This is a genomic window from Enterococcus sp. DIV0703 (genome assembly GCF_051711065.1).
Lineage (GTDB): Bacteria > Bacillota > Bacilli > Lactobacillales > Enterococcaceae > Enterococcus_B > Enterococcus_B hirae.
The window spans coordinates 404,615-427,195 of record NZ_JBIOLX010000001.1; the positions used below are offsets into that span (position 1 = coordinate 404,615).

Consider the following 22,581-nt stretch of genomic DNA (forward strand, 5'->3'; position numbering starts at 1 on the left):
TGCGGTCTCTTTAATATCTCCAGCTCTTTTTATGGGGTTATCTTCCCCATGGAAGAAAATGTATATAAAATAGGCAAAATCAATGTGACACGTTACACCAAAACAGTTGCTTTTTGGTAGCTAATTGCAAATCAAAAGGTTGTTTTTGGCTATCTTCACCATCTTCTTGACCATACTGAGGAACAGTTGATAGTATGCGCAATTTGCTAGTAGTAAAATGATGGAAATTTTTTGATTTCATTTGCTTTTTCTGTAGTAATAAGAAGATGATTCCCAAGATTTTGAATAAATTCACTCGTTCAACAACAACTAGATCGATCGTTGGCTTGGCAATTTCTGCTGTCGGCGCAATCGCTACACCGCCGCCAAAATAAGGATGGTTCGTTGCAGTACATAAAAAAGCTTTGTCAAAACTGATTTGTTTTCCGCCAATGTCCACTAAGATTGGAAACCCTTTTTGCCAAAAAAAGACACGTAGGATAGAGAACAGGTAAGCGAAAGAACCTAAATTATATTTATTTAATTTTGTTTTTGAAGTAGAGTGGTTTGTAGCATGGACGATTGCCGCATCTAAGCCAATACCAAAATTGTTTACTACTACACCTTGTTTGTCACTCACTTTTTCCTCGTAAGTTAAGAGGTTGATTTCTTGAGGTTTGTTCGTCTTTAGGATATTTTCTAATGCTTTCTCGGCATTTCTAGGTAACCCAATCCCTCGAGCGAAATCATTGCCAGAGCCTGCGGGAATATAGGCTACTGGAAATGCCACATCTAGTTGATAAAAGGTATTTAACACTTGATGCAGTGTACCATCACCACCGATGATCACGAGTAGGGGAAATTCAGACTCGCTTTCTTGTGGTTCGTCTGTCCATTCAACTAATGTTTCTTTCGCTAATTCTTCGGCAATTTTAGCATCATGCCCTGGATACTCACTGTATTGGATCGAATAGTGAAGCTGTTTTTCGGCAAATAGCGGAATCATTTTTTCTGCTACTTTTTTACCAGCACCACTTCCAGCAGCTGGATTGATCAATAAGTAATAATGGAAATTCATTTTTACCTCCTGCATCTGATTCAGAAGATGAGTAAATCTCACTCATTCCACTCATTCATTAAAATAGAAAAAATGATCAAACTATTTTTTGCTTAGTCATTTAGTGAACAAGCAACTGAAACTTCTATCGTTAATTTTACATGGTTTGTGTCTTAGCGATACTAAGAAAACAAACATTATTTTTTATCCTTGGCTATTATAGCAGAGAAGAGGAATTTTGAAAAAGCACCGTGCATAAATAAGAGGTAAAGTTCACCCTGATTTGAATAAATAGCATGGAAGCAAAAGACTTATATTTAGAGAACGTTTTTTGTAGGAGCAGTTTCAAATCGCGGGGATATCTGCTATAATGAATCCTTGCTTATGACAGCTGCGGTTCATCAACCATCCCGCATTAAAAAAACTAGGAGAAATGAGGAATATTTTATGCAAAAAACGATGGAACGCCAACGATTGATGGTCGTTGTAGTAAATGGAATCATTATGGCTTTGTATTTGGCACTTACGATTTTAGTGGCACCAGTCTCTTCTGGACCTATTCAATTTCGTATTTCTGAAAGCTTGAATCACTTAGTAGTCTTCAACCGGAAATTACTTTGGGGCGTGTTAGGTGGCGTCATTGTCTATAACGCATTTTTTGGTTTTGGTATATTAGATGTGGTCTATGGTGGGGGACAAACCTTGATTTCATTGGGGTTGACTGCTTTACTACAAAATAAAGTAAAGAATGTCAAAATAAGATTAGCATTAAATACGCTTTTCTTTACAATTAGTATGGGATTGATTGCGTACATGTTGGTACCAACTGGTGGACAAGCATTTTGGACAACTTACGGTACGCTAGCTTTGAGTGAGTTCATCATTATGGCTATTTCTGCACCATTGATGTATTACTTGGATCGTTCCCTAGACTTTGAAAAAAGAGTATAGCGATCAATAGGTAGATAGAGGAAAACCTGTTAATCAGTTAAAATATATTTATAAAAAGGGATAACAGTAGTTAAAAGAAATTCATCTTTAGCTACTGTTTTTATTTCTGAAAAATTAGCGGATAGAACCAACCGTTATTGGTTCTATCCGCTAATCTTAGTATGTTTTTTTCTATCGTAAAGTCGTAAAGTTGACTGATCCTTTACACATTTATTCAGGGTTTTGTAAATTTTCGATTTCGATCACTTTGTAATTTTTCTTTTCAAGATGGTTCACGATCGTGTCGCAAACTTTTTGATCTGTATGTGCAGGTAACGTGATCAGTGTACGACGGATGTATTCTTCTTTTTCAATGTCTAAAGTGATGCAACTTGCGATACTACTATGTTTTGCGATGATTTTAGCGATCGTAGCTAAATCTCCTTGTTTTCCAGTAGAAGCAATCGTTAAAACATAGCTGCCTTGTTCTACGCTCCAAGATTGTGAAAGCATGTTTAGCAATGTACTGTGGGTCAAAATACCGTAGAAATGATTGTCATTGTCAAGAACAGCAATATAAGGCAACTCTTTGATCGTAAAAAATATTTTAAAGAATGAAGTATCTAAATAAATGAATTTTGTTGCATTTTTCAAGAGGTGGGTGACGGGTAAAGTCATATCTCCACCATTCGCTTTGTGACGATAAATGTGCATTTTGTAAATATTTCCACGGAAAATATTTCCTGAAGCATCTAAAATTGGCACACAACGATAACCAGAGGATTCTAGAATCGCTAAGGCTTCTTCCAAGGTACTAGTTTCTGTGACAGTTGTTAAATCTTTTTTCTTATATACGAGTGTTTTTAGTAGCATAAAGTTACCTCCATGTATCTCATTTTTACTTAATTTCAAATTAATCATATCATAATTAATTATAAAACAATAGGTTATTCAATCTCGAATTGACAGAAAATCTTTTCCATGATACTGTAAATGAGTATAATTTTGATTTTCAGTGAGGAGGTAGGAGCGGATGGCAAAGAAGAAAGCAGCATTAGCTTGTTCCGTTTGTGGTTCTAGAAACTATACCAAATCGGTTAGTGAAGGAAAAAGTGGCGAACGTTTGGAAATCAATAAATTTTGTAAATATTGTAATCAATACACATTACATAAAGAAACAAAATAGAGGACAGGAGGGCCCGCAATGAAATTCATTAAAAGTGTAAAAGATGAAATGAAACAAGTGACTTGGCCTAGTGGCAAACAATTACGCAAAGACACACTAGTTGTCATTGAAACATCAATTATCTTTGGTGTGATGTTTTTCGTAATGGACACAGCGATCCAAAGCTTATTTGCTTACTTACTAAAATAAGTCGCTAGTAAAAGCAAGGATATCGTGCTATAATCAACGTGAAGAAAAACTTCGGGAAACTGGGGTTTTTTTATTTTACAACGAAATGAGGAGCCTTTAATGGAATCTTTTGAAAAAAATTGGTATGTACTACATACATACTCTGGTTATGAAAACAAAGTAAAAGCAAATATCGAATCACGTGCGCAAAGTATGAAAATGGCTGACTTTATTTTTCGTGTAGTTGTTCCTGAAGAAACTGAGAAAGAAGTAAAGAACGGAAAAGAAAAAGAAATCGTTCATAAAACATTTCCTGGTTATGTCTTAGTAGAAATGATTATGACAGATGCTTCTTGGTATGTTGTACGTAATACACCTGGTGTAACAGGATTTGTAGGGTCACATGGTGCAGGTAGTAAGCCAGCTCCATTATTGCCAGAAGAAGTAAGTCACATCTTACGTTCAATCGGTATGAGTCTTCGTCAAACAGATCTAGAGATCGAAGTTGGCGAAGTAATCAAGATCATCGAAGGTGCTTTTGCAGGCTTAGAAGGTCAAGTAACTGAAGTAGATGAAGAAAAAGAAAAACTAAAAGTTAATATTGATATGTTTGGTCGTGAAACAAGTACTGAACTTGATTTTGAACAAGTAGATAAAATCGACTAAGTATTCAACTATCTGAGGATGGATTTTTAAATAGAAATCCATGCGACGATCAGATAGCATCACGACTAAAAGATTGAAACCGAGATTTGCAAAAATTGTTTAACCTATTTTTGCAATATTTCGGTTTATTTTTTCAAGTCGTTCACGAATAACCACTAATATAGGTTGGGAATTTGAGCCGATTTGTCAGTGGAAAATTGAGAATGCTAGTCAGAGGATCGATCAAATTAGAAAGGAGAAACAATGAAAAATTGGAGAAAGTCTGGAATCGTCGGCTTTTTATTGATGATCAGTGTTCTTTTTATAAGTGGCTGTCAGACAAAAGAAACAAGTCAGTCGTCTGAAGCTGCTAAGACAGTTGAAACAACGCAAGCAACGAAAGAAAAGGAAACGCAATCGACTACCCCTACTTTGTTTTTCCATGGATATAGTGGGACAGTTAATTCATTCAAAGGAATGATCCAGCGCCTGGAATCATCAGAGAGTGGGAAAAAAGAATTAACATTGACGGTTGATGTCAATGGCAATGTACAGGCAGAAGGAGAACTTTCAAAAGAAGCAGATAATCCAATGATCCAAGTTCTATTTGTAGATAATAAAAATAATGAATGGAACCAAACAGAATGGATCAAAGACTGCTTAAGTTATTTGCAACAGACGTATGGAATCAATCAAGTGAATCTGGTAGGACATTCGATGGGGGGCGTCAGTGGTCTTCGGTATTTAGCTACTTATGGACAAGATCAAACGTTGCCTAAAGTGGATAAATTCGTGGCAATTGCCGCACCATTCAATGACTTTGAAGAAAATAATGGGCAAAGTATCAGCGATGAATTAGCTAATGGTCCAGCGATAGCTTCTAGTCGTTATCAAGACTACCAACGACTTATTGGCAATGTGCCAACCACTACACAAATCCTGCTGATTGCAGGACAAGTGAGTGAGACGGATTTAAGTGATGGGACGGTGCCATTAAGCAGCGCTTTAGCAGTGTATGCGTTATTGAAGCAACATGGAAATCAAGTGGAAGAAAAAGTGATCACAGGGGAGAACGTAACGCATAGTATGCTTCATGAGAATAAAGAAGTTGATGCCCTCACGCGCCAGTTTCTTTGGAACATCGACTAATGAAAAAAACAGGTTGTTAAAGTATATAAATATCTATAAATATATTTTTTAACTATCGATATAACATAAAAAAAACTATGACAATCGGCAGGAATGGCATGTTGGATTTTCAGTCGCTTTCTATTTTTTAGAAAAGTAGCGCTTGTTACGAAGATCAGTCCAGTAACCTCTAATTATTCGATAGTCGCTGAGCTTGGGACAAAAAGGTCGTCCCGAGCTCTTTAGCATGTATAAAAACGAATAAACAGAGATGCAAAAGTAGCGCCTTCGAGAATTTCCTTCTAATCTTTGGATAATAAATGTTTTTAGCTCAACCTCTAAGGAACTTTTTTTTCGAAAAATAAGGAAAAATGTACCCGTGTTTCAGCATTTTCTATGAAATAATAAAAGATAGAAGCTAGCGAAAGGAGTAAATGAGCATGAGAGTTTTTTTCCCTGATCCTCAACGAAGACCACAAAAAGATATTCAAGAAATGACCGCCAAGCTAACTAAAAAATTCCAAGTCATAGATGAACGATTAACACTAGAACATTTTGATGATTTTGTTGATTATGGCCCAGAAGTGTTTCCCCAATTAGCTCCACTTTATTGGGATCCACGAGTGCCGAATCATCCAATGGAACACTTTGTTTATTATGAATATGTTTTGAGATTAAATGGGTTTCCTATTTATGTGATCACACCGTATAGTGAGGTCATAGATAAAACTTATACGAGAAAAGGGAGAGATAAAGATCCCTTTTGGTCTTTGATGAGACGTATTGATCCTGAGATTTTATCGCTCATCCATGATTATCAGATCCAAAATCTTCATTACTGGCGGGATCTTTATTCAGTAACCCAATTTCAAGCAGAAATCAATAAAATCAATAGTAGAGTATCCTTGATCCCCGAAAAAACAAATAACGAGGCGCGCACACTCCTTTTTATTGATCCAAAACAACGAGACCCTGAATTTGTCCGACGAATCACAGAACAAATGGCTCAAGAATTAGCTGAGCTTGATCCGCACTTGTCCGTGGTCTACCATGAGGACTTTATTGATTTTGGCCCAGAAGATGGGCTGTTTTTATCCGAGTGTCCTTTTGATCCAGAAGAGGATGATCCTGATGATCCACGAGCGGGGCTAGCAGATACAGAGTATACCGTCTATTATGAGGATACGATTTTATATGCTTCAACCCCTTATTCCTTAGGTTATGGGTACCATGGGGACTATTTTAGAGGAGGAATCCCTAGCAGGGAATACTTAGGACTATCTCAAGAATTTACGGAAGAAATCCTAAGAATAATGAATAAATTTAGCCTTTATAACTACTATTATTGGCGACATTTATATACTCCTGCAGATTTTCAAACAGAAATAAGACGCTATCAAAAAAGTTGGGACTTAGAGTAAGCAAAGTCCCAACTTTTTTCTATTTTTTTACAAGAGGATAGACGGTGGAAATCGTTATTTTTCCATTTTCTTTGATATTGACATGACCTTGGATCTCAAAAAGACCGTTGCTTGCTTTTCCGCTGAATGGTTTATTTCCGGTGCCATTAAAGGTCGTTTCGGAAATGATTTGTTCGACTTCTTGCATGATTTTTTCTGCACCCCAATCATCGGGAAAAACAGTAGAATTAGCTTTCTTGTATTCCCCCGCATATTTTACTTTTGCTTCATAAGGCATACCTTCTGTTACTTTCCCGACTGGTTCGTAGATAATGCCGCTTTCTTTTCTATAAAAATCTGGGTGTCTTGAATGCGCACCTGACAGATCAGGAACACCATTTTTTCCTGGTTTGACCTCGCCAGATAGATGATTGAGGGTTTTCCGTTTAAAATATTTTGTAGGCTGGATCTTTTCTACAATACTTTTATTCGGGCACCCTTTGAGAAGGGCTTCTTCTTCTACTGCTAGAATCGTTTTTACTTGTGCTTCTTCAACTTCAACCGCTCCGAGGAGTTCTCCTCGTTCGACCGTGGTCAATAAGGAACGCATCTCACTCCACGGCAGACACATCGCCACTAAAAGCACATCCAGTGGTTCAATTTTCATCTCGGATTGCTTGATGCGCAATTCGGTATTTTCGTAATTCGGTAGGTTCCTTAAGACGTTGCCACCAATCTCTTCTAAGATATTTACCGTGTCGTCATTTAAGGTTTTAGGTAAGGCATCGGTTCGTTCCTCGTCATAAAAGCCATCAGCTAATGCATAGTATGTAGCGTAAATACCAAAAAATTTCTGGACTTTCCGTAAAGAATAGATGACTTGTTGGTTATAGCCGATCGTGATTTGTTCCATCGGCACAACGGTTTGTGTCCCGCGATAAACGAACATACCTTCTCGATTGAGTACTAAATCCTGTCCGTTGGCTTGGGCAACGATTCGAAAGAAATTGGTATGAAATGTTTCGGGAAATTGGTTAATCAGCTGATCTCGTTCCTTGATCATTGCTCCGGTGATGTCTTTTCCTGTCCGATTGACGGTATCGACATCGGTTGGTGGGATCGCACCTATTTGAACGGTTGCATGATTCAAAAAGAACTGTAGTACGGTCTCAGGTGTGTCCATTTGGTTAAGGAAGGTAGCAAAATCTGTTTCGATGGCAATATTGATCGTATTAGAACTGTAGTTATTGTAGGTTTGTTTCTCATGATCATAGGCAGTAAATGCAAAAGTAGCATTCACTTGCTTATCGGTCCACATCGAAGGAACAAACGTGATTTCTTGTAATGAGCCGATCCTAGGTGGAATTTTGATGTTCCCGGGGTAGTAATTATTGATCGAATTCTCTAGATAAACTAATAAACTTTATCCATCAGTTGTTTTTGGTCGAAAAGTCAATTTTTCTTTGGTTTTGATGAGTTGATAGCCTGACAGATCGGGACTGACATTTAAGTAATCGATAAATTGGTTTTGTAAAGCAATCCAGCTAGCCATTTCCATTTTGCTAAATTCGTCTAAATCGGTAGGATTTTCTGGATGATCAATGATTTCGTCAAAAACAGCAAGGGTATGTCGTAACAACTTCTTTTGTGTGAGACGATAAGCTTGACTAAGGGCGGTTTCTTGTGCACCGGGTTTGAGATACGGGGTAGTAAACTCTGCTAAGGTGACCGCTTGAATAATTGGTGCGATCGGTGCGAGATTGAAACGAGTACTTAACGGTAGGAACGCTGGGCCATACATTAAATCTAAGTAGTCATTTAAGATCAAATTATCAAATACGTTTCGCTGACTCGTTAACGAAGAGAAGCCTTTTTGAAAGGTAAGTTTTTCTATTTCTGCTATTTTTTGTGGTTCTTCGAGTGGCGAAAGCGTATTAGGCAACGTGAAAGGCACTGTCGCTTCTTTACGTGCGGCTTGAAGTGTTTGTTCTGTAGCAAAAGCCGTGATGCTAGGCGGAAGTATCGTGGTAAACAAAAGAGAGAGGACAAGCCACCAACAGCCCCAAGTTAATTTTTTGTTTTTCATTTTTTATCACTCCTTTAATTTGATACCACAAGTGTACAAAATAAAGAAAGCGTTTTATTTGAAAATGAATGTTCGCTAACACCTTATTTTTCCAAAAAAAAGAAAAAAAGTTCTTCTATAATGAGCAAACATGAGCAAGGGGGTGTAAATCATGTGTTTTTACGACGGCTTATAAATAGAAATACTCTTTGACAATAAAAAAAGGCTCTTTTAAAATGCGAAAAACGATTTTAAAAGAGCCTCTTTTTATTACTCAAGATGAGGGAAATCAACACACCCTCACATGAAACAGATAACTATTCATTTTTTATAATGAAACTATTGTTAGTGATTCAAGAGTTCGGTTGTTAAACGTTTTGCTGTTGGTGTCACCGCCAAGCCACCTTCAGCTGTTTCTTTAAAGATGGCTGGCATTTGCCGACCTACTTGATACATCGCTGCGACGACTTCATCTGGTGGGATGACACTTTCGATTCCTGCTAATGCCATATCTGCCGAAATGAACGCCTGAGAAGAGCCAAGGGCGTTTCTTTTAACACAAGGGACTTCAACGAGGCCTGCGACAGGATCACAAATCAGACCCATCATGTTTTTCAGCGTAATTGCGATAGCTTGGGCTGCTTGATGGGGCGTACCATTTTTTGCACAGACAAGAGCGGCAGCGGCCATTGCACTTGCTGAACCTACTTCTGCTTGGCATCCGCCTTCTGCACCACTGATGGAGGCGTTATTGGCAATGACTAATCCAAAGGCGCCAGCGGTAAAAAGAAACTCAATCTGTTGTTCGTGGGTCAACGACAATCGGTCACGGACAGCCATGAGGACGCCGGGTACAACACCAGCGCTTCCCGCTGTAGGTGTGGCACAAATCAATCCCATTTTTGCATTTACTTCGTTGACAGCAATAGCATTGCGGACTGCTGACAAAATGGTTTCACCACTTAAAAAGTCGGCTTCTTTTAAGTAACGAGCTAGTTTTTGGGCATCACCGCCAGTGATTCCAGTCACAGACGTTACACCTTCGTTTCCTTCAGCGATGGATTGTTCCATGACACTGAGGTTTTTTTCCATGATTGCAATGATTTGTTCTCGTGGACGACCACTTATATCCATTTCAACAGCAATCATTAATTCTGCGACACTAGGATAATTTTCTGCTTGGCGAACCAACTCTTCAATAGAAAAAAACATCTTTCTTCCTCCTTTAATCAAAATAATTAACGCTGTCGATCTTCGGTAATTGCGTTAGTTTACTTATAGTGTCATCTACTTGTGGATCATCTACTTCGATAATCATAATGGCATTTTCACCCTTTGATTCTCGTGTAACAGTCATTGTACCGATATTTGTATTTGTTTCTGAAAGGATATTCGTTACTTTAGCAATCATCCCAGGTACATCTTGATGAACGATGATAAAGGTCGGTGTTCCCATGCTTAATGAGATTTTGAAGCCGTTTAATTCCGAGATTTGGATATTTCCGCCACCAATCGAGATACCAGTGACTGAAAGTTTCCGTTTTCCTTTTTTCAACAATAGTTTAACGGAGTTAGGATGCTCTGCTTTTTCACCCTTAGGCACAAAGAGAACTTCCATTCCTGCTTCATAAGCTAACTGCAGTGAATCTGCCAGACGCTCATCATCTGGTTCCATGCCTAACAAACCACCAACTAAGGCGATGTCTGTTCCGTGTCCCCGATAGGTTTTTGCAAATGATTCATAAAGATAGATATCCACAGAATCTGGTTGTTCCCCAAAAATACTACGGACGATTTTGCCGATTCGAGCAGCTCCAGCAGTGTGAGAGCTGCTTGGACCGATCATGACTGGACCAATAATGTCAAAAACACTACGATATCTTAATTCTTTCATTTTTCCACCTCTTTAAAATAGATAAACACCCCAGCAAAAGTAAGTGAACTGTGTATAGCTCGCTTACTCGTTTCCTCATCATTTTTGAAACATAAACAACATTAGTTAAATTAAATAAATATTTCACAAGCGTGCATTAATCTAAGGAACGCATCAATGATAGCTATGAAAATATATCGAACAATATTTTTATATTTTTAAATAGAAGAAAGCAGAAATTTCTAAATTACTAATGAGTGAGCGGTAGTGATACCTTATGTATTTTCGCTTGTTTTCTTTTCAGCGTAAGTGTATCACAAAAGAAGGAAGATGAGGGGGACTTCTAGTTGATTTTTAGTTTTTTTTTAGAGGTTCAAGCAATAAATTAAACATTTATCAGAAAAAAATCTTGAAAAAAAGAATATATTTGCTATACTGTATCAGTGTGCATTGTCATATGCATTATTTTGACTGATAATCGAAGGATTATGAGTGAAAACGTGGGAGGAGAAATATGCATCTCCAATTAACCACATCACGGACTTAAGGAGGTATGTCTCGTGGCAAAGAAAGTAGAAAAAATCGTTAAATTGCAAATTCCTGCAGGTAAAGCAACTCCAGCTCCACCAGTAGGTCCTGCACTAGGTCAAGCGGGTATCAATATCATGGGATTCACTAAAGAATTCAACGCTCGTACAGCTGATCAAGCAGGTTTAATCATTCCGGTTGTTATTTCTGTATACGAAGACCGTTCATTCACATTCGTTACAAAAACACCACCAGCTGCAGTATTATTGAAAAAAGCTGCAAAAATCGATAAAGGTTCAGGCGAACCAAACAAAACTAAAGTTGCTAAAGTTTCTAGCGATCAAGTAAAAGAAATCGCTGAATTAAAAATGGAAGACCTAAACGCAGCTGACATCGAAGCAGCTATGCGCATGGTTGAAGGAACTGCACGAAGCATGGGGATCACTGTAGAATAATCGCTACACCCTAAGAAAGTAGCTTCTCAGTTGGCTCTGTATTGAAAGATATAGAACACGTGGGAGGTACAACCGTTATAACCACAATCAAGGAGGAACCAAAATGGCTAAAAAGAGCAAAAAAATGCAAGACGCATTAAAAAAAGTTGATTCAAGTAAAGTTTATCCTGTTGCCGAGGCTGTAGCTTTAGCAAAAGAAACAAACATTGCAAAATTTGACGCGACTGTTGAAGTTGCATACCGTTTGAACGTAGACCCTAAAAAAGCAGACCAACAAATTCGTGGTGCTGTAGTATTACCAAACGGAACTGGTAAAACACAAACTGTTTTAGTTTTTGCTAAAGGAGACAAAGCAAAAGAAGCTGAAGCAGCTGGTGCAGATTTCGTTGGTGACGACGACATGGTTCAAAAAATCCAAAACGGATGGTTTGACTTTGACGTAGTTGTTGCTACACCTGATATGATGGCAACTGTTGGTCGTCTAGGACGTGTTTTAGGACCTAAAGGCTTAATGCCAAACCCTAAAACAGGTACTGTAACAATGGACGTAACAAAAGCTGTTAACGAAGTAAAAGCTGGTAAAGTTACTTACCGCGTAGACAAAGCTGGAAACATCCATGTACCAATCGGTAAAGTATCATTCGACAATGAAAAATTAGTTGAAAACTTTGCAACAATCCATGATGTATTAGTGAAAGCTAAACCATCAGCAGCTAAAGGTCAATACATGAAAAATATCACAGTTACAACAACATTTGGACCTGGTATCCATGTAGACCAAGCTTCTTTCTAATTCTTGAATTAGAACGTTGATTGATCCAACTGAAAAATAATTCTTGACTCAACTAGTTTAGCATGCTAAGCTAGTTGAGGTTAATAATTAACTTGTACCGAAGACAGTAGGTGGCGTAGCCTTAATTTCCTACCGAGGACGTTTATTGAATACTTTCAATAGTCCCTCTATGTCTACGGTGGCATAGAGTTTTTTTATTGTGAATCACTAAGAACGAAGTGAGTAGATGATGAACAATACTTGGTCAATGATCAAGTGTAAAAACTCTTCCATCAAAATTCAGGAGGTGAAACTCAAAAATGAGTGAAGCAATTATCGCAAAAAAAGCAGCAATCGTTGATGAAGTGAGCGAAAAATTTACAGCAGCAGCTTCTGTAGTCGTAGTTGACTACCGTGGTTTAACTGTTGATGAAGTGACTCGTTTACGTAAACAACTTCGTGATGCAAACGTAGAAATGAAAGTTATCAAAAACTCAATCCTTTCACGTGCCGCTAAAAAAGCTGGATTAGAAGGCTTAGACGAAGTATTCACTGGACCTACAGCCGTTGCATTTAGTAACGAAGACGTTGTAGCACCAGCGAAAATCATGGACGAATTTGCTAAAGAAGCAAAAGCATTAGAAATCAAAGGCGGTATCATCGAAGGTAAAGTATCTTCATTGGAAGAAATCACAGCATTGGCAAAATTGCCAAACCGCGAAGGACTTCTATCTATGTTGCTATCTGTACTACAAGCGCCAGTCCGCAACGTGGCTTACGCTGTCAAAGCAGTGGCAGACAAAGAAGATGGAGATGCAGCTTAATAGCCGCATAGCATAAATAAAAATACGAACATCTAAAACGGAGGAAATTATAATGGCAATGAACATTGAAAACATTGTTGCTGAGTTAAAAGAAGCAACTATCCTAGAACTTAACGACTTAGTTAAAGCTATTGAAGAAGAATTTGGCGTATCTGCTGCTGCTCCTGTAGCTGCAGTTGCTGCTGGTGGCGCTGCTGCTGCTGAAGAACAAACAGAATTCACTGTAGAATTAACTGCAGCTGGAGACCAAAAAGTTAAAGTTATCAAAGCAGTTCGTGAAGCAACTGGCTTAGGCTTGAAAGAAGCTAAAGCTGTAGTTGACGGAGCTCCTGCACCAGTTAAAGAAGGCGTATCTAAAGAAGAAGCTGAAGAATTAAAAGCTAAACTTGAAGAAGTTGGCGCATCTGTAACTGTTAAATAATTTTATTTAATGATTCGAGTACCGCAATCCTGTTCACTTAGGATTGCGGTACTTTTTTTGGCTCTTTGTCAAATGATGTTGCTATAGTGAAATCTTATAATAACTGGAACAGAAAGAAGAAAAGCTTCTTTTTGTTCTTTCTAATATCATATTCGGTGATTTCTGTATTATCGAAATATTTAAACGTGTTATGTTTGGTATTTTTGTATTGAATATATTTTTTCTCCAATAAATTTAGTTTGACTAGGATAAATAGAATTATTTAATTTTTTTATTTTAAAGTAAAAAATGTTATTTTTTAGAGAAAATAATGTATAAATAATATATAAATAAAGATTTAAAGTTACAAAACATAACATCTTCTATTAAAAAACATAAATTATTTAACAAATTAAATAAAAATGTGTTTTAATGTAGTTAACATAGAAAGCGCTTCCTATGAAAAAGGTTAAAATAACAGAATATAATATTGGAGGTAAGTTATATGAATATAAAAAAAATAGCGGTGTTATCTTCGGCAACTCTTATGTTAGTTGCAACTTCTGTCTCCCCAGTGCTAGGATTGAATAGTACTGTATTTGCAGCTGAAATTGGAACAAAAGTTGATAAGATTAATGATTTACCAGAATCCAAGTTATTTACTGATGCGGTTGCAAATAAAAATCCGAAATTTAGTGTAAATGTTTCTTATGATGGTGATACTAAAATCAGTCAGTTGTTAGATGAAAATTTAAATGCTGTAGCTACTGAAATTTCAAACCCTACCACTTCGGAAATTTTAGCCGTGAAAAGAACAGATAAAGAAGTAATTGTTGAAAAAACAATAAAAGGGTATGATGGCAACTATGTTGTAAACACAGAGCATTTTGCGTATGCTACAATTGATGAGAGTACAAATCCTATCAATATTAGTCCAAGATATTATTATACGCCTTGGAGATATACTAATATTGCGGTAGGAACAAATCTTTTTTCATTCCTTACTGATCTTTCAGTAGGAGCAGTAGTTGCATTTACAGCAAATGTTTTTGGTATTACTGCAAAAGCAGCTGATTTGTTACTAGGATATATGGGGGCAAAAGGATTAAGTACTGGAGAGGCTATTGCAGCAGCACTAGATACAAATGGGAACGGTTGGATTGGATTATACGTTCGGGAAATGTGGAATGATTCGCAGACTGTTTTTATTGGGACAGAATATAAAACAATGTAAGTAAGGTGTAATGATGAAAAAGTTCGATTCCAGATATATAATAGGTGTATTTCTTGTATTGTTTATTTTAATAGGAAGTGTAGAATTCATTTTGAAAGGGCATCACTCATTTATTCTCAATGAAATTTATTTTAGAGTACCTATTGTTGTTGTCGGTATGGTTGAGATGCTACCAAATGAGAAAGGTTGGGGAACATTTCGTGTGCTTTTTCTCGTTTTTTTGAGTGATTATTTATTAAAAAAAATATTCGATCATTTTGGGTTAGAAGAAATAACACTTACATTTATACCCTATCTAATTATCTTAGGAATCCTTTTGGTTATTTTCTTTGCCAGATTAACGATAAAAAAAGACTTTTTCGAACACATAAAAAAGGAAAATAAATGAACAGAAGAGGCTGTGACAGAAGTGTCTAGCTCTGAGAAATAAGCCGGAGAATCCAAAAATAGCATCCCCTATTTTTGGTGTTCTACGGCTTATTTTCTGATAGAATTTGGAATACCGTGGAAATGAGGTTGTGAGAGTATCGGGTAGCTCCAATGACAATAAGAAAGAATTTTTTGAAACAGCTGCCCATGTTTTGAGATTTTTTGACTTATCGCCTAAGGTCAGCTCTTTGAATACCGTTTACCCGTTTTTAAAGTGATTCCCCAGACTCTTTTTCTCATACTTCTGAATAATTACCAATGTGATAAAAAGCGTAAAATGAATAAAAAAGACTCATAGTTATTTTTGTGATACTCTAATAGAAGATGGATTATTTTAGGCAGGTGAAAAAATGAAAACAAAAAAACTACGTGTTTTCTTAATCATTATTGGACTCCTTTTGATTCTATTTATTGGTTATCGTTTATATTTGGAGTATCAGACGGATATCCAAATGTTTTTGGATCCCAAGACCAGTCGACAAGCATTACTGGATCAGATTCGATCACATGGCTTTCGGACAGCGCTCTTTTTGATATTACTGATCAGCGTGATGTGTGCTGTTCCAGGTATCCCTACTTCTGTCATCGGTGTATTGGTAGGTTTAAGCTATGGTCCGTTGCTAGGAACTTTAATCAATGTCTCTGGTAATGCTTTTGGGAATATGTTATCGATTTTTTTGATGCAACATTTAAAGCTGTTTGATCATTCAAAAAAATCCAATCGCTGGGTAACAGCGATCCGCAATATGAAACATCCCAAAATTGGCGTAATGGTGGGGTACATGGTTCCTGTGATCCCTTCTTCCGTTATCAACTTTGCAGCGATGACGTTAAATCTACAAATTCGTGACATCATTTTATCAATCGTGATTGGCGTGATTCCTTCCTCGATTCTTTATGCTTGTGGAGGCGAAGCGTTATTTCATGGCTATAGTAAGACGGCTTTGTTGTTAGTAGCTAGTGTCCTTATTTTGACACTTCTAGTGGTAATTATTTACAAGGATCGTAGAAAACGACATGTAAAATAATTGATATTATCAATGATTAAAAGAAATATCCCTTTGATTTCGTTCTATACTTTTAAGATTCATTTTTATTTTAATTTCACGATAACTTATGTTTCATAAAGTAGTAAAACACTGAACTTTCCTATTCCCAATTTTTCTAAGAAGTTGTAAACTAATAAAGGAAATGAGGGAAATAAATGGATAAAAATGAAAAAACGACGTTAACTTCTTCACTGATTTTGCTCTTATCAATTACTTGTGGCGTGGTAGTAGCGAATATGTATTATATCCAACCGATTGGTACGAAAGTGGCAGCCAGTTTATCGGTTAGCACAAGTGCAATTGGTATTTTGACGATGTTGACTCAACTTGGTTATGCGTTAGGTTTGTTGTTTTTGGTGCCATTAGGGGATGTAGTCGATCGTCCGAAGCTGATTATCCGAATGGCTGCACTCTCTGCGATTTCATTATTAGCGGCCTTTTTTGCACCGTCATTTACATTATTTGCGTGTGCTTCTTTTTTGATCGGCTTATTATCGATCGTGCCCCAAATCATTATTCCCTATGGAGCAGTATTGGCAGGGTCCAAGGCTAGAGGAAAAGTGATGGGGACCTTGTTAAGCGGTTTATTAGTGGGGATCTTACTTTCACGGACGGTTTCGGGCATTGTAGCAAGCCTCTTTTCTTGGCGGATGATTTATCTTTTTGCTTTAGTGTTAGTGGCTATCTTGACCGGATTATTGTATTGGAAAATGCCAAGAACGCAAATAAAAACAACTTCATCTGTATCGTATCTTGATTCCTTAAAAAGTTTACCTTATTTAGTGAAAACACAACGCTTATTGAGAGAAGCGTCTATTAGTGGCTTTTTTATGTTTGGAACTTTTTCGATTTTTTGGTCAACATTGATTTTTTATATCAGTAGTCCGGTGTACCATTGGGGAACATTTGAAGCAGGAATTTTGGCGATTTTTGGACTATCAGGAGCAGTAGCTGCACCGATTGTTGGTCGGTTGTCTGATTCTTATTCCGAGAGAAAGATTGTCGGAATGGGACTTGCGATGCAAACGCTCAGTTTTGTTGCTTTATTAGTTGCAGGGAGTCATTTAGTCGTTTTGTTAGTGGCAATTATTCTGTTAGATGTCGGGAATCAATTTGGTCAAGTGGCAAATCAGACACGAGTACAAGGACTAGGCGAAGCAGCAAGTAATCGAAATAACACGGTATTCATGTTTATGTATTTTATTGGCGGTGCTACTGGTTCATTACTAGGCACAACGATGTGGCAACAATTTGGTTGGCTCGGTGTGACACTTACTGGTTTAGCCTTTCAATTATGTGCCTATATTTGTCAATACATCATTTTTCAAAAGCGGTCATGATAGAAGTGTCCAACTTGAAAAGTAAGCTGAAGGATTCGAAAGTCGTTTTTCGATTCCTTCGCTTACTTTTTTAATATACTTCTATCCTATTTTATTTGGGAGTTTCTATAACTGATTTCGTGATCAACCGCAGTTATTAGAAAATTTCGTGCAACTTCCAACGAAAAAATAATATGGATACGTTCAATAGTATAAAATCACTTTGTTTAGTACCAGTTATATTATGAAAAATCAAAAAAATATTCAGTAGACTACTTAGAAATTTTTATATTTAATTTGTATAACATTTTCATATGAAAATGAGTTATTTCCATAAAAATCTATTCACTTAAAAGATATGTTTTGATAATTTCGTTAAACTGAGTTTAACTTAATTTAGCAAAAGGATTGGAGATGAAAGATATGGAAACAGTAGCAAGAAAAATAGGTAATTCTGTGGGAACAATTTTCCCGAAGGATATATCTCCAAAAGTGGGAGAAATATTTACTATTTTGAAAGTAGGAGAAGCGTATATATTGAAACCTAAGAAAGAAGATATTTTTAAAAACGAAAAGGCTTGGGAAGGTTTTAGAGAATCGATTACAGCCGAAGAATCCGAATGGGATAGCATGAAACTTGAAGGCGAGGAATACTAGAGGAAATATCCAAAACAAAAGGATATTATTTGGATCGACTTTGACCCTTCTAAAGGTAAAGATATAAGAAAGCGTAGACCTGCGTTAGTAGTTAGTAGAGACGAGTTTAATAAGCGTACAGGTTTTTGCTTAGTTTGTCCTATCACTTCTACAAAGAGGAACTTTGCAACATATATTGAAATAAAAGACCCGCAGAAAATAGTGGGTGAAGTAGCTACACACCAATTAAGATCGGTTGATTATACCACAAGAAATATTGAAAAAATTGAACAATGTGATTTGTTGACGTGGATTGAAGTGGTGGAAGTGATAGGGATGTTTATTTAGTAGGAGATAACGGGCAAAGTAGTAATTTCCATTTTAGAAAAAGTTAGATTACTCACCGCTTTTACGACGTTGGTTTTGCTAATAATTGACCATGTAGAAAAAAGTAACCATCTTCGAACTTTGGCGAATGAAGATACAATAGACACTTTATGAGTCTACCGTTTTTTTAACGATTCTAAATTGGGGCGATGTTTACCTGAACACTTAAGAAAAAAGAAAAGATTGTAAAAAACGATGATCTAAACAGCAATAGCCCCCATCCACACAAGGGTTCTTGTGTAGAGGAGACAGGCTGGTGTTAAAGGCTGTACATAATCTATTTTTAGAGAACCTAGTAAATGTTATCCCTCAATTTCAATCACTCGATCGACTAAATCTTGGTAAAATTCTTGTTCATGAGAGACGATGATTACCGTCCCAGGAAAATGCTTGATACCGGTTTGTAAGCTATCTTTTGTTTCATGATCGATATGATTCGTTGGTTCATCAAGAATTAATAAGTTTCCTTGGTTCATCGTGAGTTGTGCCAATTTTACTTTGGTTTGTTCACCACCGCTAAGAGTAGAAAGTGGTTCACTAGCTAGTTGATTGACTAAACCAGATTTGGCTAGTTGTCTTCTTAATTCTTTAACGGTTGCTTTAGGAAACTGTGCGCCTAGATATTGTAAGGGTGTTTCTAAAGGTTTTTCCCAAATGAGATCTTGTGAAAAATAATTGATCGCTGTGTTGTCGGGAAAGTGATATTCGCCGGCTAGTTGTTCGATTTCGCCAATCAAGGTTTTCAAAAGTGTGGATTTACCAATACCGTTAAATCCACGAATCGCCACTTTTTCACCAAAGCGGATGGTTAGGTTGATCGGCGAAAGTAAAGGTCGGTCATACCCAATGACTAAATCGGTTGTTTCGACAGCCAATGTCGTTACGATCGGAGAATAAGGAAAATCAAAGATTGGCTTAGCTGTTGAGGCAGGCGGAGTCAATCGCTCAATTTTATCTAATTGTTTTTGGCGACTTTTTGCCATGGTAGAGCGAGAACCAGCTTTATATTTTCGGATATAAGCTTCGGTTTTTTCGATGTGCTTTTGTTGGGCATGAAATTGGCGTAGATAACTTTCACGGTTTTGTTCTTTTTGTCGTAATGCTTGTTTTAAATGACCCGTATATTTGGTGATTTTACCAAATTCTATGTCAGCGATATGGGTTGTGATTTTATCTAAAAATTCTTGGTCATGAGAAATCACGATATAAGCGCCCTCGAATGATTGTAAAAATTGAGTAAGCCATTGGATATGTTGGTCATCTAAGTGATTGGTTGGTTCATCTAAGATCAGAACATCGGGATTTTCTAAGAGTAATTTTGCCAAAATCACTTTGGAACGTTGACCACCACTCAGTTTTTTTAGAGGAGTGGACAATCCTAAAACGTCAATGCCTAGACCACTACTCATCTCAGCGACTAAGGTATCAATTTGATAGAATACTCCTTGGTCTAATTCTGTTTGAAGTTTTCCCGCTTTTTCGAGTAACGCCTCTTCCATTGTTTCGCTGTATTCTTGATAAAGTTGGGTAATCAATGCTTCTTTTTTAAATTCATCAGAATAGGCTGTTTTTAAAAATTCTTCGATGGTCAATGTTTCATCCACCGCTACATATTGATCTAAATAGCCTCTATGGATATTTTTTTGCCAATGGACTTGTCCATCATCTGGTAGAATTTCTCCTGTGATGATCTTGATCAACGTACTTTTGCCAGCTCCATTTTGTCCGATCAATCCTAGATGTTCTCCAGCATTGACTTGGAGTTGTACATTTTCATATAAGATTTTATCTCCAAATTGTTGCGTGATATTTGTTAATGTTAAAAGACTCATGTTCTGTTCCTTTCTAATAATGTTATGCATGTTAAGAAGACTAATAGAAGAAAGCAAAACAAATAAAAAAGCTGATCTGAAGTTGTTCAACATACTATAGGATCATTCGACATGATCGAACGAATCTAGGAGAACATGTCAGTTAAAATTTTTAAATAAGTTGCTCGTCTTTTAGAAAATCGTTTCTCAGTTAATGAGAAGTAGCGATTGTTTTCTAAATTTCTTGGTCTTTAATGTTTTAATTATAAAAAACGTATACAAAAAGTATCAGTTTAAAGGACATGCGATAGGTTATCTTATGCAACCTAACATGCAAGGGACAGGATTGTCAAGAAAACGAAAATCGTTGGTTTTGGTCTATACTAATATTGTAAAAAAAGACAAGTCGTGCTATAATTGGGCTATACCAAAAACAAAGGAGTAGTCGTTATGGAAATCATTCGAGTGAAAAATGCTGAAGAGGGCGGAAAAAAAGCTTTTGAAATTATTAAAAAAGGCATGGAAAATGGGGCAAAAGTATTAGGTCTTGCAACAGGTAGTACGCCAATTACTTTATACAAAGAAATGACTTCAAGCGATCTGGATTTCAGTGACATGACTTCTGTAAACTTAGACGAGTACGTTGGACTAGGCGGTTCAGATGATCAAAGTTACCGTCATTTTATGAATAGCCAATTGTTTGATAAAAAACCATTTAAAGAATCATATGTACCAGATGGAAAAGCTGCTGATCTTGAAGCGGCTTGTCAAGAATACGATGAAATCCTTGAACAACATCCAATCGATATCCAAATTCTAGGAATTGGTCAAAATGGACATATCGGATTCAATGAACCTGGTGCACCATTTGATGGCACAACTTCAGTAGTGGACTTAACAGAATCAACGATCAATGCGAATAAACGATTCTTTGAAAAGGCAGAAGATGTTCCAACAAAAGCTGTCTCAATGGGGATTGGTTCGATCTTAAAAGGAAAAGAGATTGTCTTACTTGCTTATGGTGAAAACAAAGCAGATGCAATCAAAGGAATGATTCAAGGACCAATGACCACTGATTTGCCAGCAAGTGCTTTGCAAGAACACGACAACGTGATCGTGATTATTGATGATGCAGCAGGAAGCAAACTATAAGAATAAATAAAAATTTTGGGGGGCTGCTCGTTTTCAGCTCCCTTTTTTGATCGAATAAGATTTTTAATCTGTCGCACAAAGCAATGGGGGGATTTGCTTTGTTTGAAGTTGCGAAACATGCTATATTGGTTTGGAGGGGATTTATATGGATGAGATGATCTTATCGGTCCCAGAAATCATCTTACGACTAGGGATTGCATTGATCTTTGGCGGGGCGATTGGATTTGAACGGCAATATAAAAATCGTCCAGCAGGGATGCGGACGCATATTTTAGTATGTATGGGTGCTTGTATCATTGCGCTGATCCAAGTGGAAATTGCAAGTAAAGCGTTACGTGATGCGTTAGAATACCCAGAACTAGTTGGTACGATTCGCTCAGATGAAGCACGTTTGATTGCACAAGTCGTTAGTGGCGTTGGGTTTTTAGGAGCTGGCACGATCATTGTGACGAAACAATCAGTCACCGGGCTAACCACAGCTGCTTCCCTGTGGGCGATTGCTGGACTAGGAATCGCCATTGGTATGGGATTTTATTGGATTGCGATCATTAGTTTTATCGGGATCGTGATTGCATTAACAGTGGTGAAAAAAATTATCCACGTACCAACGACCAAAAAACTAGAAATCCAATATATTCATCGGAAAGAAACCAAAGATTTCTTGACCGAGTATTTTGAACAACGAGGAATTATCATTGAAGACGTAAATTTTGACGTGGATTTCGTGGAGGATTATCGGGTATATAAAAATATTTATACAATTGACTTACCAAAGGACATGACTTATGCAGATGTCATTGAAGAGTTATCTGTCCATAAAAATATCATGAAGCTTCATTTAGTTAGTGTGGCACAATGAAACAATTCCTTTCAGTTGGTAATATAAGGCTTTTCACACATTGGTTTTATGAAGAGTCGGTTACAAAAGAAAAAACGCTCATTCGCTAAGAGAGTATTTCCTATTTTAGCCAATGAGCGTTTTTTGGTGTCTTTTTTTGATTTATTTGCATTTGTTTAGATAATGATTTCAGTCATTAAGCTTAGAAGTTTTTTAAATTTGAAAATTAGCTACTAGTAATTAGAAAAAGAAAGAATATTTTTGTAGCTGTTTATCAGAAAAGAGCGCTTTAATTCTAATAAAATGATAAAATGAA

At 36.9% G+C, this 22,581-nt stretch carries 25 protein-coding genes and 1 other annotated feature; of the genes, 18 read left to right on the plus strand and 7 right to left on the minus strand.

Annotated elements, in window-relative coordinates; genetic code table 11:
* Nucleotides 1-79 precede the first annotated feature (79 nt).
* Entirely contained in the window at nucleotides 80-1,057 is a 978-nt protein-coding gene (locus IGK81_RS01875; protein WP_034699489.1) for a diacylglycerol/lipid kinase family protein, read from the minus strand.
* Between the two features lie 426 nt (nucleotides 1,058-1,483).
* Here IGK81_RS01875 and IGK81_RS01880 point away from each other — a divergent pair, with 426 nt between their 5' ends.
* Entirely contained in the window at nucleotides 1,484-1,987 is a 504-nt protein-coding gene (locus IGK81_RS01880; protein WP_010738511.1) for a QueT transporter family protein, read from the plus strand.
* A gap of 210 nt (nucleotides 1,988-2,197) precedes the next feature.
* Here the strand turns inward: IGK81_RS01880 and cbpA are convergent, their stop codons facing one another.
* Nucleotides 2,198-2,839, minus strand: a complete 642-nt coding sequence (gene cbpA / locus IGK81_RS01885; RefSeq protein ID WP_010738510.1) for a cyclic di-AMP binding protein CbpA — start codon at nucleotides 2,837-2,839, stop codon at nucleotides 2,198-2,200.
* A gap of 160 nt (nucleotides 2,840-2,999) precedes the next feature.
* On the opposite strand from cbpA, the gene rpmG reads away from it, so the two are divergent.
* The 5 genes from rpmG to IGK81_RS01910 all read left to right on the plus strand — a co-directional run bounded on the left by rpmG (nucleotide 3,000) and on the right by IGK81_RS01910 (nucleotide 6,514).
* A complete protein-coding gene (gene rpmG, locus IGK81_RS01890; RefSeq protein WP_002294578.1) occupies nucleotides 3,000-3,152 on the plus strand; it encodes a 50S ribosomal protein L33 in 153 nt (50 codons plus the stop codon).
* A gap of 18 nt (nucleotides 3,153-3,170) precedes the next feature.
* Complete coding sequence (secE, locus tag IGK81_RS01895; RefSeq protein WP_010720158.1) at nucleotides 3,171-3,341, plus strand: preprotein translocase subunit SecE; 171 nt, start codon at nucleotides 3,171-3,173, stop codon at nucleotides 3,339-3,341.
* Between the two features lie 99 nt (nucleotides 3,342-3,440).
* Nucleotides 3,441-3,986, plus strand: coding sequence for a transcription termination/antitermination protein NusG (gene nusG, locus IGK81_RS01900; RefSeq protein WP_010720157.1), 546 nt, complete (start codon nucleotides 3,441-3,443; stop codon nucleotides 3,984-3,986).
* Nucleotides 3,987-4,229: 243 nt separating this feature from the next.
* Nucleotides 4,230-5,114, plus strand: coding sequence for an alpha/beta fold hydrolase (locus IGK81_RS01905; RefSeq protein ID WP_034699492.1), 885 nt, complete (start codon nucleotides 4,230-4,232; stop codon nucleotides 5,112-5,114).
* 419 nt (nucleotides 5,115-5,533) lie between these two features.
* The gene (locus IGK81_RS01910; protein ID WP_034699494.1) at nucleotides 5,534-6,514 is read left to right on the plus strand and encodes a hypothetical protein; all 981 of its coding nucleotides are present in this window, start codon (nucleotides 5,534-5,536) and stop codon (nucleotides 6,512-6,514) included.
* Nucleotides 6,515-6,533: 19 nt separating this feature from the next.
* Here the strand turns inward: IGK81_RS01910 and IGK81_RS01915 are convergent, their stop codons facing one another.
* The 4 genes from IGK81_RS01915 to sdaAB form a co-directional block, all read right to left on the minus strand.
* The gene (locus IGK81_RS01915; RefSeq protein ID WP_232622357.1) at nucleotides 6,534-7,793 is read right to left on the minus strand and encodes an EndoU domain-containing protein; all 1,260 of its coding nucleotides are present in this window, start codon (nucleotides 7,791-7,793) and stop codon (nucleotides 6,534-6,536) included.
* Nucleotides 7,794-7,916: 123 nt separating this feature from the next.
* On the minus strand, nucleotides 7,917-8,579 hold the full coding sequence (locus tag IGK81_RS01920; protein WP_080704603.1) for a hypothetical protein: 663 nt from the start codon (nucleotides 8,577-8,579) through the stop codon (nucleotides 7,917-7,919).
* Between the two features lie 324 nt (nucleotides 8,580-8,903).
* A complete protein-coding gene (gene sdaAA / locus IGK81_RS01925) occupies nucleotides 8,904-9,770 on the minus strand; it encodes an L-serine ammonia-lyase, iron-sulfur-dependent, subunit alpha (RefSeq protein ID WP_034699497.1) in 867 nt (288 codons plus the stop codon).
* A 13-nt stretch (nucleotides 9,771-9,783) separates the two neighbouring features.
* On the minus strand, nucleotides 9,784-10,452 hold the full coding sequence (gene sdaAB, locus IGK81_RS01930) for an L-serine ammonia-lyase, iron-sulfur-dependent subunit beta (RefSeq protein WP_010720152.1): 669 nt from the start codon (nucleotides 10,450-10,452) through the stop codon (nucleotides 9,784-9,786).
* A 539-nt stretch (nucleotides 10,453-10,991) separates the two neighbouring features.
* On the opposite strand from sdaAB, the gene rplK reads away from it, so the two are divergent.
* The 10 genes from rplK (at nucleotide 10,992) to IGK81_RS01980 (ending at nucleotide 18,425) form a co-directional block, all read left to right on the plus strand.
* Nucleotides 10,992-11,414: a 50S ribosomal protein L11 gene (rplK, locus tag IGK81_RS01935; protein ID WP_010720151.1), complete on the plus strand. Its 423-nt coding sequence runs from the start codon at nucleotides 10,992-10,994 to the stop codon at nucleotides 11,412-11,414.
* 103 nt (nucleotides 11,415-11,517) lie between these two features.
* Nucleotides 11,518-12,207: a 50S ribosomal protein L1 gene (rplA, locus tag IGK81_RS01940; protein WP_010720150.1), complete on the plus strand. Its 690-nt coding sequence runs from the start codon at nucleotides 11,518-11,520 to the stop codon at nucleotides 12,205-12,207.
* Nucleotides 12,208-12,286: 79 nt separating this feature from the next.
* Nucleotides 12,287-12,412, plus strand: a sequence feature (ribosomal protein L10 leader region).
* A 94-nt stretch (nucleotides 12,413-12,506) separates the two neighbouring features.
* Nucleotides 12,507-13,010, plus strand: a complete 504-nt coding sequence (rplJ, locus tag IGK81_RS01945) for a 50S ribosomal protein L10 (RefSeq protein ID WP_010720149.1) — start codon at nucleotides 12,507-12,509, stop codon at nucleotides 13,008-13,010.
* A 52-nt stretch (nucleotides 13,011-13,062) separates the two neighbouring features.
* Nucleotides 13,063-13,431, plus strand: coding sequence for a 50S ribosomal protein L7/L12 (gene rplL, locus IGK81_RS01950; protein ID WP_010720148.1), 369 nt, complete (start codon nucleotides 13,063-13,065; stop codon nucleotides 13,429-13,431).
* Nucleotides 13,432-13,915: 484 nt separating this feature from the next.
* The gene (locus IGK81_RS01955; protein WP_051641769.1) at nucleotides 13,916-14,644 is read left to right on the plus strand and encodes a hypothetical protein; all 729 of its coding nucleotides are present in this window, start codon (nucleotides 13,916-13,918) and stop codon (nucleotides 14,642-14,644) included.
* A gap of 13 nt (nucleotides 14,645-14,657) precedes the next feature.
* Nucleotides 14,658-15,032, plus strand: a complete 375-nt coding sequence (locus tag IGK81_RS01960; protein WP_010720093.1) for a hypothetical protein — start codon at nucleotides 14,658-14,660, stop codon at nucleotides 15,030-15,032.
* A 391-nt stretch (nucleotides 15,033-15,423) separates the two neighbouring features.
* Nucleotides 15,424-16,101 (plus strand): TVP38/TMEM64 family protein, encoded by a 678-nt coding sequence (locus tag IGK81_RS01965; RefSeq protein WP_010720092.1) that lies wholly within the window; start codon nucleotides 15,424-15,426, stop codon nucleotides 16,099-16,101.
* 176 nt (nucleotides 16,102-16,277) lie between these two features.
* The gene (locus IGK81_RS01970) at nucleotides 16,278-17,462 is read left to right on the plus strand and encodes an MFS transporter (RefSeq protein WP_034699499.1); all 1,185 of its coding nucleotides are present in this window, start codon (nucleotides 16,278-16,280) and stop codon (nucleotides 17,460-17,462) included.
* A 402-nt stretch (nucleotides 17,463-17,864) separates the two neighbouring features.
* Nucleotides 17,865-18,098, plus strand: a complete 234-nt coding sequence (locus IGK81_RS01975; RefSeq protein WP_010738460.1) for an AbrB/MazE/SpoVT family DNA-binding domain-containing protein — start codon at nucleotides 17,865-17,867, stop codon at nucleotides 18,096-18,098.
* 24 nt (nucleotides 18,099-18,122) lie between these two features.
* Nucleotides 18,123-18,425, plus strand: coding sequence for a type II toxin-antitoxin system PemK/MazF family toxin (locus IGK81_RS01980; protein ID WP_080704604.1), 303 nt, complete (start codon nucleotides 18,123-18,125; stop codon nucleotides 18,423-18,425).
* Nucleotides 18,426-18,766: 341 nt separating this feature from the next.
* Here the strand turns inward: IGK81_RS01980 and IGK81_RS01985 are convergent, their stop codons facing one another.
* A complete protein-coding gene (locus IGK81_RS01985; RefSeq protein WP_053765776.1) occupies nucleotides 18,767-20,296 on the minus strand; it encodes an ABC-F family ATP-binding cassette domain-containing protein in 1,530 nt (509 codons plus the stop codon).
* 429 nt (nucleotides 20,297-20,725) lie between these two features.
* Here IGK81_RS01985 and IGK81_RS01990 point away from each other — a divergent pair, with 429 nt between their 5' ends.
* Both IGK81_RS01990 and IGK81_RS01995 read left to right on the plus strand, forming a co-directional pair.
* Entirely contained in the window at nucleotides 20,726-21,427 is a 702-nt protein-coding gene (locus IGK81_RS01990; RefSeq protein ID WP_010720087.1) for a glucosamine-6-phosphate deaminase, read from the plus strand.
* A gap of 145 nt (nucleotides 21,428-21,572) precedes the next feature.
* Complete coding sequence (locus tag IGK81_RS01995) at nucleotides 21,573-22,286, plus strand: MgtC/SapB family protein (RefSeq protein ID WP_010720086.1); 714 nt, start codon at nucleotides 21,573-21,575, stop codon at nucleotides 22,284-22,286.
* The last annotated feature ends 295 nt before the right edge of the window (nucleotides 22,287-22,581 follow it).